Raw genomic sequence first — 11,362 nt, forward strand, 5'->3', positions numbered from 1 at the left:
CGGCGCACCACCGCACCCGTCAGGTGCAGGAGAATGAGAACGTCGAGGTCACCTCGCCGCCACGGCCACCGGTGACCCACGGCGATCCGTATCAGGGGCCGCTTCGGCCCTCGGCACATACAGCACCGGGACCACGCCGGACCGGTGCGGACGGGACTGATCAGACATGGGACGGGTCACCGAGCGACGCCGCGTCATCCGCATCCGCGACGGTGCCGTGAGCACCCGCCCGGACACCCTCGTCGCCGAGGAGCCGCTGGAGATCCGGGTCGGCGGCAAGTCGCTGGCGATCACCATGCGCACCCCCGGTGACGACTTCGCGCTCGCCGCCGGCTTCCTCGTCAGCGAGGGCGTCCTGGCGAGCGCCGACGAACTGGCGCACATCGTCTACTGTGCGGGCGCCATCGAAGGGGACGCCGCAGCCCCGGACGAAACCGGGAGCGGGGGCGGGAGCAACAGCTACAACGTGGTCGATGTCCGGCTCGCGGACGGGGTTCCGGTCCCGGACATCAGCCTGGAGCGCCATGTCTATACGACCTCGTCGTGCGGGCTGTGCGGCAAGGCCAGCCTGGACGCGGTGCGCACCACGGCCCGCTGGACCCTGGACACCTCCCCCGACTCCCCGGTCCGTATCACCCCGGAGACGCTGAGCGCCCTCCCGGACCGCCTGCGGGCGGCCCAGCGGGTGTTCGAGCGGACGGGGGGTCTGCATGCCGCGGCGCTGTTCACGGCGGACGGTGAGCTGCTCGACATCCGGGAGGACGTGGGGCGGCACAACGCCGTCGACAAGATCGTCGGGCGGGCGCTGCAACAGGGGCGGCTGCCGCTGTCCTCCGGTGTGCTGATGGTCTCCGGCCGGGCATCGTTCGAGCTGGCGCAGAAGGCGGTGATGGCGGGCATTCCCGTACTGGCCGCGGTCTCGGCACCGTCCTCGCTCGCCGTCGATCTGGCGGTCGAGACCGGGCTGACCCTGGTCGGGTTTCTGCGTGGCACCTCCATGAACGTGTACGCGGGTGAGCACCGGATCGCCCTGGACGCGGCGGCCCCCACGGGCTGAGGCGCGCGCCCGGCACGGCCGTCGGTCGCGCGTCACCCGGCCGGCAGCACGATCCGGGTCAGCAGGGCGATCAGCTGCTCGCGTTCGGCGGGGGTCAGGGCCGCGGTCAGCTCCGCGTTGGCCTCGTCGCCGAGCTGCTGGGTGCGGCGCAGCCGCTGCCGACCGTCGGCGGAGATCTCGACGGCGTTCTTGCGCCGGTCCTTGGGGTCGGGGGTGCGGGTCACCAGCCCGTCCCGCTGGAGGTCGTTGACGATCGCGACCATGTCCTTGGGGTCGATGGCCAGCGTCCGGCCGAGCTCCGCCTGGGAGACCGGACCGAGTTCGGCGACCGCCGAGAGAACGGCGTGATGCATCATCCGCATGCCTTCGGCGGCCAGCGCGTCGGCGACCAGGCGGTGACCGCGGGCGGCGGCGCGGCCCAGCAGCCAGCTGGGGAGCGCGCGGATACGGCTGGGGGCGTAGGGAGTGTCGGCCATGGGACCACCGTACCGAAAAACCCATTGGAGGGCCCAACGAAAAACCATTGGCAGACCCAACGGTTTGTGTTTATCGTTGGAGAACCCAATGAAGCTGCCGGTACCCACCGGCCGACCAACCTGGAGGTGCTGCCCATGCGCCGCGTCCGATTCCACTCCTACGGCGGTCCCGACGTGCTGCGGGTCGAGGAGGAGGCGGCGGCGCCGGTGCCCGGCCCGGGTGAACTCCTGGTGCGCACGGAGGCCATCGGCGTCACGCTGCCGTGCGTACGGCGGGTCCGCGGCGACGGCAACGGCGGGGGCGATCCACTGCCCGCCATGCCCGGCGGCGAGATCGCCGGTACGGTCGTCGCGCTCGGCCCGGACGTCACCGGCTTCGCCCCCGGCGACCGTGTCACCTCACTCACTCTCACCGGTTCGTACACCGAACTCGCCCTCGCCCCCGCCTTTCTGGCGAGCCGGATACCGGACGGGGCGAGCGCCGTGCAGGCGGTGGCGCTGGTGCGCAGCGGGCATGTCGCGCTCGCCGCGCTCGGCACCGCCGCGCCACGGAGCGCCGAGTCCGTACTGATCACCGGCGCGGCCAGCGGCACCGGGCATCTCGCCGTCCAACTGGCCAAGCTCCAGGGGGTGCCACGGGTGGTGGCCGCGGTCAGCTCGACAGCCAAGACGGAGTTCCTCCGTGGGCTGGGGGCCGATGAGGTGGTGACGTACGACCAGGAGTCCTGGGGCGCGCCGGTCGATATCGTGCTGGACGGTGTCGGCGGCGAGCTGCTGCCGCGTGCCCTGGCCGCGCTGGCCCCCGGCGGCCGGCTGATCTTCTTCAACTCCGGTGGCGGCACGGTCCCGGCGTATGAGCTGCTGGCCGGCGCCAAGACGATCACCGGGCTGACGATGCGCCACTTCTCCACCATCCACCGGGAGCTGTACGAGGAGCACCGGGCGCAGCTGTGGGAGCTGGCGGGCTCCGGCCGGCTGCGGGCCGCCGTCCATGCCGAACTGCCGCTGACCGAGGCCGCGAAGGCGCACGAGATCATCGAGGCCAGGGCCAACCTCGGGAAGGTGGTGCTGCGGCCGTGAGGCCCGGGCGGCGCATACGGCAGATTCAGGGCACCCGGCCCACGCGGCACTCCCGGCCCCCGCACCGCAGTCGGCGCTTCCGGCGCACCCGGCGCAGCACCTGCGGGCCGGGAGAGTGAATTCCGGCTGCGGGACGGAGAACCGACGCACGCTCCTTGTCGCGGTCCGCACGCGGCAGTAGCTTCCGTCGCGATGCACACATAGGACGTGGGATGTCCTGATGACCCGACGCCGATGCCTCGAAGGGCAGGCCGGACCATGACGTCAGTTCTCCGCGCACACCCCAGCCCCCGCAGCAGACCCCGCCGCCGCGCCGCGGCCCTGCTCGCCGCACTGACCGCCACAGCCCTCGCCCTCCTGCCGACCGCCCCCGTCCACGCCGCACAGGACGGCCCGCCGGGCACCCCCGCCGGCGGCTTCGACCAGCAGATCCTCTTCAAGGCCGCCCAGGACCCGGGCTACTACTGCTTCCGTATACCGGCCGTCGTGCAGTCCACGCGGGGCACGCTGCTCGCCTTCGCCGAGGGTCGGCGGCACGACTGCGGCGACGCGGGCGATATCGACCTCGTCCTGAAACGCTCCACCGACGGCGGCCGGACCTGGGGACCGCTCCAGGTCATCAACCACGGCAACGGTGACACCCACGGCAATCCGGCGCCCATCGTGGACCGCCGCACCGGCCGGATCGTGCTCGCCGAGACCTACAACAAGGGCCGCACCGACGGCCTCAGCTGTGATGTCCCCTGTGATCGCACCCCGCACCTCCAGTACAGCGACGACGACGGGGCGACCTGGTCCGCGCCCCGGGACCTGACCGCCCGCATTCGTCCTCCGCAGTGGAACTCCTGGTACGCCACCGGGCCCGTGCACGGCATCCAGCTCACCCGTGGACGGCACGCGGGCCGGCTGGTGTTCAGCGTGAACGCCGAGAGCTACGCGGACCACCGGGTGACCGCCAACCATGCCGCCCTGATCCACAGCGACAACGGCGGCACCACCTGGAAGGTCGGCGCGCTGGACAGCTGGCCCGTCGCGGCCGAGGGGACGTTCCGTCAGAAGCCCTCGGAGATGACCCTCCTGGAACGCTCCGACGGCTCCCTTTACGTCAACGGCCGCGAACAGGACGGCACCGACCTGGGCCATCGCACCGCGGCGGTCAGCCGGGACGGCGGCGACTCCTTCGCCGCGCCGTTCCGCGCCCTCCCGGACCTCTACACGCCGATGGTGCAGGGTTCGGCGCTCCGTCTGCCGCACCCGCGCACCGCCCGCGGCCGCACCCTGTTCGCGGCCCCCGCCGACCCCGACCGGCGCCGGACCATGACGATCCGCTCGTCCTACGACGAGGGCCGTACCTGGGAGGGCGTCGACCGCGGCGCCCGGGTCACCACCGACTGGTCCGGCTACTCCGATCTGGTCGCCATCTCCCCCGAGGTCACCGGCCTGATGTACGAGGGCGGTGCGGTCGACGCGCGGGACGAGATCCGCTTCGCCCGCTTCACCGAGGACTGGCTCGGCCCCCGGCGCGCCCCGGACCCCACGACCCGCGACACCGCCCCCGGCGCCCGGCCGGCGCTCGTCCTGGGCGGCGCCCGCGGCACCGACGGCCGCTTCGGGCCGGCGCTGTCCTTCGACGGCACCGACGATGCGGTACGTCTCCCCTTCCGCCGCGCCCTGCCCCTGGGGACCCACGACTTCACCGGCAGCCTGTGGTTCCGCTATGACGCCACCACCGGCGAACAGCCGCTGCTGTGGATGGGCGGTGTGGGCGCCAGGGCCCCGCAGGTCGCGATCTCCGGCGATCCCGCCCGTCACCGGATCGTCGCCCGTATCACCGCCGTCGACGGCGCCCAACCGGCCGCCGGCGCCCAGGCGGTGACCAACTCGGCCTACAACGATGGCAGTTGGCACCATCTGGCGCTGCGCCGTAGTGGCGGCCGGCTGCTGCTCACGGTGGACGGGGGCGAGACCACCGTGGCGCCCGATGTCCCGGGGTCGGTCAGCCGCGGCTCGGTCTTCGGCGTACACCTCGGCCAGAAGCCCGACAGCCGCGTCCAGTTCACCGGAGCACTGGACGAGGTACGCGTCTACCGGCGGGCCCTGACCGACGCCGAGCTGTCCCGCGTACGTACCGAGAACGCCCCGGCGGACGGCCCACTGGTCCTCGGGCTGCCGCTGGACCGGGTACGCGGGGGCACGGACAACTGATCAGTGCGGCGGACGAAGCCAGGGCCTGCCCGGACGTGTACGCGCCGGGCGGGCCCTGGGGCCGGTCCGGCCCGACGACGTCCTACCTCCGCGCCCCGCTCACCGTCACGTCCCCCGCGGCCTCCGCCGCCGCTGCGCTTCCGCCCACACCGCCCGCCACCGCCGGCTCCGGCCCCGCGGTCCTCGCGAAGCGCTTCGCGAGGACCGCGCACACCATCAGCTGCATCTGGTGGAACACCATCAGCGGCAGCACCGCGAGCCCGGCCTGTGCGCCGAACAGGACGCTGGCCATCGGCAGGCCGGCCGCCAGGCTCTTCTTGGAGCCGGCGAAGGTGATCGCGACCCGGTCCGCCCGGTGGAAACCGAGCCGCTTCGAGCCGTACCAGGAGGCGGACAGCATCACCGCGAGCAGTACGGCCTCCACCCCCAGCAGGCACAGCAGCCGCAGCGCGGAGACCTGGTGCCAGATGCCCTGGACCACACCTGCGCTGAAGGCGGTGTAGACGACGAGCAGGATCGAGCCGCGGTCCACCCGGCCGAGGGCCTTCTTGTGCCGGGTGAGCCGGTCGCCGATCCACCGCCGCAGCAATTGCCCGGCGAGGAACGGAAGCAGGAGCTGGCAGACGATCGAGACCAGTGACCCGGCGGAGAAGCCGCCGCCGTTCCCGTGCAGGACCAGGCTCGCCAGCAGCGGTGTGACGACGATGCCGACGAGGCTGGAGAACGAGCCGGCGCAGATCGCCGCCGCGACATTGCCACGGGCCAGGGAGGTGAAGGCGATCGAGGACTGGATCGTGGACGGCACCAGGCACAGGAACAGCAGGCCGGTGTAGAGCGTGGGCGGCAGGACCTGGGGAACCAGCACGCGCGCTGCCAGGCCGAGCACCGGGAAGACCAGGAAGGTGCAGGCCAGAACCGTGACATGGAGCCGCCAGTGGCGCAGGCCGTCCATCGCCTCACGGGTCGAGAGCCGGGCGCCGTAGAGGAAGAAGAGCAGCGCGACGGCTCCGGTGGCGGCCCCCTCCGCGGCGGTGGCGGCCGACCCGCGGGCGGGCAGCAGCGCGGCCAGGGCGACGGTGCCCACCAGCGCCAGGAGGTAGCCGTCCACAGGCAGCCGGGAGGGGAGCTTGGGCAGAGGGGGGCGGCGCATGGTCTCTCTTCGGTCGTTCGGCGGCTCGGGGTGCGGCACGGACACGGTGCCCCGTGCGGGCTCCTCCAGGGTGCCGTGAGCTGCGGCCATCGGGAACCCCGCTTACCGTGGTCACTGTGATGCCGGTCCGCGATAGGCGCCGCAGGGGTCACCGGCCCCATGGACCGGCCAAGGACGGAGAGCCGTGTTCGAACCCGCGCAGTTGCGCACCTTTCTCGCCGTGGCGCAGACGCTGAGCTTCACCCAGGCCGCGCACCGGCTCGGGGTGCGGCAGTCGACGGTGAGCCAGCACGTACGGAAGCTGGAGGAGGCCGCCGGGCGTCGGCTGTTCGCCCGTGACACCCATGCCGTGGAGCTGACCGAGGACGGCGAGGCGATGCTCGGTTTCGCCCGCACGATCCTGGAGGCGAACGAGCGCGCCACGAGCTTCTTCACGGGCACCCGGCTGCGCGGCAGGCTCCGCTTCGGCGCCTCCGAGGACTTCGTGCTGACCCGGATGCCGGAGGTCCTCGAAGAGTTCCGGCGGGAGCACCCCGAGGTCGATCTGGAGCTGACCGTCGAGCTGTCGGGGACCCTGCACGAGCTGCTGGCGGCCGGCCGGCTGGATCTGGTGCTCGCCAAACGGCGGCCGGAGGACTCGCGCGGACGGCTGGTCTGGCGCGACCGGCTGGTGTGGGTGGGGGCCGAGCGGCTGCGCCTCGATCCGCAGCGCCCGGTCCCGCTGGTCGTCTACCCGCCCCCCGCGCTGACCCGCGCCCGCGCACTGGAGGCGCTGGAGCGGGCGGGGCGGGAGTGGCGCATCGCCTGCACCAGCGGAAGCCTGAACGGACTGATCGCCGCAACCAGGGCAGGTCTGGGCGTAATGGCGCATACGAGGGGCATGATCCCGCCGGGCCTGGTCACGATTCAGCCACGTGCCGGACTTCCGGAACTGGGCGGCGTGGATTTCGTTCTTGTGTACGGACAGCGTGACCGCGCCGCGCGGGGCCCGGCGACGGCACTGGCCGACGCGATCCTCGCGGGCGGCGACCGCCTCCAGCTCCCCTGATCGGCGGCGGCGTTCCGGACAAGCCCGCTGATCCACCGTCACGTGCAGAGATTTGGTGCAGATATGGTCCCGGCGCCGTGATCGTCCGGCGTTGAACCAGCTACCCCGTGTCCCCTCTTCTCCGAAGTAACCCGATTTCTCCAGTTGATCATTTCCTGTGTGGCCATGTTCGCGAAGTGGTACGGCTCTGCCACATGGCGTCACGGTGGGGTACGGTCGCGGCCTTGTGAGCAACACCACGAGGAGCTGGGTCATTGCGCGAGTTCACCGTCCCGCCTTTGGCGACCGCGCCCCGGGTCGGCGGGCTGGCGGATGCCGTCTACGAGCACGCCGAATCCGACCCCGATCGCGTCGCCCTGGCGCGTAAGGACGACGCGGGAAACTGGCAGAACGTCACCTCCGGAGAGTTCCGGGACGAGGTCCTTGCCCTGGCCAAGGGCCTGCTCGCTCAGGGCGTCCGGTTCGGCGACCGGGTCGGCATCATGTCGCGTACGCGCTACGAGTGGACCCTGTTCGACTTCGCGCTGTGGTCCATCGGCGTCCAGTCCGTACCGCTGTATCCGACCTCGTCGGCGGAGCAGGTCTTCTGGATGCTGCACAACGCGGGCGTCTCGGCCTGTCTGGTCGAGCACGAGGACCACGCGATGACCGTCGGCTCGGTCATCGACCGGCTCCCGCAGTTGCGCAAGCTGTGGCAGCTGGACGCCGACCCGGTGGCCGAACTGACCGCGGCCGGTGCGCATATCGAGGACGAGGTCGTCCACCGCCACCGGATGGCCGTCACCCCGGACGCCACGGCGACGATCATCTACACCTCCGGCACCACCGGCCGCCCCAAGGGCTGTCTGATCACCCACGCCAACTTCATGGCCGAGTCCGACAACATCGTGCTCCGCTACGAGACGGTCTTCCACTCCAAGCCGGGCGACGAGGCGGCCACGCTGCTGTTCCTGCCCCTGGCGCATGTCTTCGGGCGGATGGTCCAGGTCGCCGCGATCCGTGGCCGGGTCAAGCTGGGCCACCAGCCCGAGCTGGCGGCCCGTGCGCTGCTGCCCGATCTCCAGACCTTCCAGCCCACGTTCATCCTCGCGGTGCCGTACATCTTCGAGAAGGTCTTCGCCGCGGCCCGGCGGCGGGCGGAGGCGGACGGCAAGGTGGGGCCGTTCGACAAGGCCGTCGAGATCGCGGTCCGTTATGCCGAGGCGCAGGAGCACAAGGCCTTCGGGACCGGCTCCGGCCCCAGTGCCTCGCTGCGGATGCAGCATCAGTTCTTCGACAAGGTCGTCTACAGCAAGGTCCGGGCGGCGATGGGCGGCCGGGTGCGGCACGCGATGTCGGGCGGCTCGGCGATGGAGCGCCGGCTCGGGCTGTTCTTCGCCGGCGCCGGGGTGCGGATCTTCGAGGGCTACGGCCTGACGGAGAGCACCGCGGCCGCCACCGCCAACCCGCCCGAGCGGACCCGCTTCGGCACCGTCGGCACCCCCGTCCCGGGCACCACCGTGCACATCGCGGAGGACGGCGAGATCTGGCTGTACGGCGGGCAGGTCTTCCACGGTTACCACAACGACGCCAAGGCGACCGATGCCGTACTGCACGACGGCTGGTTCTCCACCGGTGACCTGGGCGCGCTGGACGAGGACGGCTATCTGACGATCACCGGCCGCAAGAAGGAGGTCCTGGTGACCTCCGGCGGCAAGACGGTCTCGCCGGTGGGCCTGGAGGAGCGGGTACGGGCGCATCCACTGGTCGCCCAGTGCATCGTGGTCGGCAACGACCGGCCGTTCATCGCCGCGCTGGTGACCCTGGACCCGGAGGCGGTCACCCACTGGCTGGCCATGCGCGACAAGCCGGAGATGCCGCCCACCGACCTGGTGCGCGACCCGGACCTGGAGACCGAGATCCGGCGCGCCGTCGTCGCCGCCAACACCCTGGTCTCCCAGGCCGAGTCGATCCGTACGTTCCGGATACTGGCCAACCAGTTCAGCGAGGAACACGGGCTGCTGACCCCGTCGTTGAAGCTCAAACGCAAGGCGATCGAGACGGCCTACACGGTCGAGGTGGACGCGCTGTACCAGACGTGACGGGGCGGGACGCCGGCTGGCACCGCGCCGCTCCCCCGTCCGGCGGAGGGGGATCGTCCGACGGGCGGACGCCGGCCGCGCCACGGGCGGCGAGGCTCCTGCCATGGTTCACCGCCGCCTCACACTCCTCGGCCGGATCGCGGTCGTCGCCCGTGTCCCGTACCTCACGCTCAAGCTGCTGTGGGTGCTGGGCTTCGACATCGGCGTCATGGACACCCACCGCATCGGCCGCGCCGCCTGGGTGACGGCCAATGTCGTCACGTTCCTCCTGGACGCCGTCGCCGCCGTGGTGGCCCACACCCTCACCCGCCCGGCCGGCCTGCGTACCCCGGCCTGGCTGCTGGCCTTCCCGTTGTGGATGGCGTCCGGACTGCTGATCCCCCTGATGACCGGACTCGCCGGCGGCAGTGTCACCGCCCTTGTCACCGGCGCCGCCAACCCGCTGTCCACCGGCGACTTCCTCGCCCCGTGGGTCTTCGGCGTGGTCTACGGCGGCTTCACCGTCGAGACCGTCACCCTGCTCGGCGCCTTCGTGCTGTACGCCCACCAGCGCTGGGGCGGCCTGCTGCGCCGCCCGCTGCATGCGCTGCCGGACACCGGCACCCGGGCGATACAGCGGATCTTCGTGTTGCCCGCCGCGGTGCTGCTCGCGGCGCTGGGCACCGTTCATGTGCTGTGGGGCGCGGGGTCGACGCTGGGTGTCGCGACGGCCGAGGTGGCCGCCCGTACGGTCATCAGCTCCGCGTCGGAGTGGGTCGCCGGCCTGCTCTCCCTCGCCGGCGCGGCCGGGCTGGTGCTCCTGGTCCTGCCGGGCCCGCTGCCCCGGCTCCGGGTGCGTACGCCGCTGTTCCTGGCCTGGTGCGGCAGTGCCGCGGCGTTCGCCTGCGGCGGCTGTCTGTGGCTCGGGCAGGTGGTGGCCGACGGCTTCTCCCCCGGCGCCTCCGCGGTCCCCGAGGGGCTTCCGGGCCTGCTCGGTGCCCTGGAGCTGTGCGCCGGACTCGTGGTGCTGTGCGCCGGGTCGTTCGCGCTCTGCGAACTCACCGCCGCGACCCGCTCCGCACCCGCGTCCGGGGGCGGTCGCCCGGCCCCGCCCACGGCGCGTACCCGGGAACGCTCCGCGTTGCGCGCATCCCGTCCCGTCGCGCGGGAATGCGCGACGGCGGATGATCGTTGTCATCCCTGAAGAAGAAAGCCGACGTAAGGATCGATTCCCTCGTGAGCAAGGTTCCGTCCATCACGCTCAACAACGGCGTCGCGATGCCGCAGCTCGGCTACGGCGTCTGGCAGGTCGAGGACGAGCAGGCGTTCACCGCCGTCGGCCAGGCCCTGGACGCCGGGTACCGCAGCATCGACACCGCGATGATCTACGGCAACGAAGAGGGCACCGGCAAGGCGCTCGCCGCCTCCGGGATCGCCCGTGACGAGCTCTTCGTCACGACCAAGCTCTGGAACGCCGACCAGGGACACGACGCGACGCTGCGCGCGTTCGACACCTCCCTCGCCAAGCTCGGCCTGGAGTACGTGGACCTGTATCTGATCCACTGGCCGCTCCCGGCCCGGGACACGTACATCGAGACGTACCGGGCCCTGGAGAAGATCTACGCGGACGGCCGCGCCAAGGCCATCGGTGTCTCCAACTTCCTGCCCGAGCACCTGGAGCGGCTGCTGGGCGAGACCTCCGTCGTCCCGGCCGTCAATCAGATCGAGCTGCACCCGCAGTTCCCGCAGGCCGCCTCCCGTGCCTTCCACGCCCGGCACAACATCGTCACCGAGGCCTGGTCGCCGATCGGCCAGGGCAAGGGCCTCCTGGCGGACCCGACGCTCGTGGAGCTCGGCGCCAAGCACGGCAAGACCCCGGCTCAGATCGTGCTGCGCTGGCACGTCCAGCTCGGCAATGTCGCCATCCCGAAGTCCGTCACCCCCTCGCGCATCGCCGAGAACATCGACATCTTCGACTTCGAGCTGGACGACGCGGACCTCACCGCGCTCGCCGGCCTCGACTCCGGCACCCGCCTCGGCCCGGACCCGGCCACCTTCGACGTGGCCTGATCCACCGCCCGTATCGGGGGGGGGAGGGGGGGGGGGGGGGGGGGGAGGGGGGGGGGGAGGGGGGGGGGGGGGGGAGGGGGGGGGGGGGGGGGGGGGGGGGAGGGGAGGGGGGGGGGGGGGGGGCCGGGGAAGGACCGAAACGACCCTGCCCGGCGCGGCCCGCCGCCCCCTCCCGCCCGGCACCGACCCGGCCGGGCTGCCGGAACTCGCCAGGAC

General features: G+C 72.2%; 9 protein-coding genes. 7 read left to right on the forward strand and 2 right to left on the reverse strand.

What is annotated here, in order from left to right:
• Positions 1 to 166: 166 nt before the first annotated feature.
• Complete coding sequence (gene fdhD / locus ACZ4XD_RS34205) at positions 167 to 1,057, forward strand: formate dehydrogenase accessory sulfurtransferase FdhD (protein ID WP_468048759.1); 891 nt, start codon at positions 167 to 169, stop codon at positions 1,055 to 1,057.
• A gap of 32 nt (positions 1,058 to 1,089) precedes the next feature.
• On the opposite strand, the gene ACZ4XD_RS34210 is transcribed toward fdhD, so the two are convergent.
• Positions 1,090 to 1,533: a MarR family winged helix-turn-helix transcriptional regulator gene (locus tag ACZ4XD_RS34210; protein WP_468048761.1), complete on the reverse strand. Its 444-nt coding sequence runs from the start codon at positions 1,531 to 1,533 to the stop codon at positions 1,090 to 1,092.
• A 135-nt stretch (positions 1,534 to 1,668) separates the two neighbouring features.
• Between ACZ4XD_RS34210 and ACZ4XD_RS34215 the strand changes: the two genes are divergently transcribed.
• Together ACZ4XD_RS34215 and ACZ4XD_RS34220 are read left to right on the forward strand one after the other, a co-directional pair.
• A complete protein-coding gene (locus tag ACZ4XD_RS34215) occupies positions 1,669 to 2,613 on the forward strand; it encodes a quinone oxidoreductase family protein (RefSeq protein WP_468048763.1) in 945 nt (314 codons plus the stop codon).
• 258 nt (positions 2,614 to 2,871) lie between these two features.
• Positions 2,872 to 4,818, forward strand: coding sequence for an exo-alpha-sialidase (locus tag ACZ4XD_RS34220; protein ID WP_468048766.1), 1,947 nt, complete (start codon positions 2,872 to 2,874; stop codon positions 4,816 to 4,818).
• Positions 4,819 to 4,900: 82 nt separating this feature from the next.
• On the opposite strand, the gene ACZ4XD_RS34225 is transcribed toward ACZ4XD_RS34220, so the two are convergent.
• Positions 4,901 to 5,968, reverse strand: a complete 1,068-nt coding sequence (locus ACZ4XD_RS34225; protein ID WP_468048768.1) for a bile acid:sodium symporter family protein — start codon at positions 5,966 to 5,968, stop codon at positions 4,901 to 4,903.
• A gap of 184 nt (positions 5,969 to 6,152) precedes the next feature.
• Here ACZ4XD_RS34225 and ACZ4XD_RS34230 point away from each other — a divergent pair, with 184 nt between their 5' ends.
• From ACZ4XD_RS34230 to ACZ4XD_RS34245, 4 genes are all read left to right on the forward strand, one after another.
• The gene (locus tag ACZ4XD_RS34230) at positions 6,153 to 7,016 is read left to right on the forward strand and encodes a LysR family transcriptional regulator (RefSeq protein ID WP_468048770.1); all 864 of its coding nucleotides are present in this window, start codon (positions 6,153 to 6,155) and stop codon (positions 7,014 to 7,016) included.
• A 254-nt stretch (positions 7,017 to 7,270) separates the two neighbouring features.
• Positions 7,271 to 9,097 (forward strand): AMP-dependent synthetase/ligase, encoded by a 1,827-nt coding sequence (locus tag ACZ4XD_RS34235; RefSeq protein ID WP_468048772.1) that lies wholly within the window; start codon positions 7,271 to 7,273, stop codon positions 9,095 to 9,097.
• Positions 9,098 to 9,200: 103 nt separating this feature from the next.
• Positions 9,201 to 10,280, forward strand: a complete 1,080-nt coding sequence (locus tag ACZ4XD_RS34240) for a hypothetical protein (RefSeq protein WP_468048776.1) — start codon at positions 9,201 to 9,203, stop codon at positions 10,278 to 10,280.
• Positions 10,281 to 10,312: 32 nt separating this feature from the next.
• Positions 10,313 to 11,146: an aldo/keto reductase gene (locus ACZ4XD_RS34245; RefSeq protein WP_468048779.1), complete on the forward strand. Its 834-nt coding sequence runs from the start codon at positions 10,313 to 10,315 to the stop codon at positions 11,144 to 11,146.
• The last annotated feature ends 216 nt before the right edge of the window (positions 11,147 to 11,362 follow it).

It is taken from the genome of Streptomyces sp. NPDC029466 (assembly GCF_055574515.1).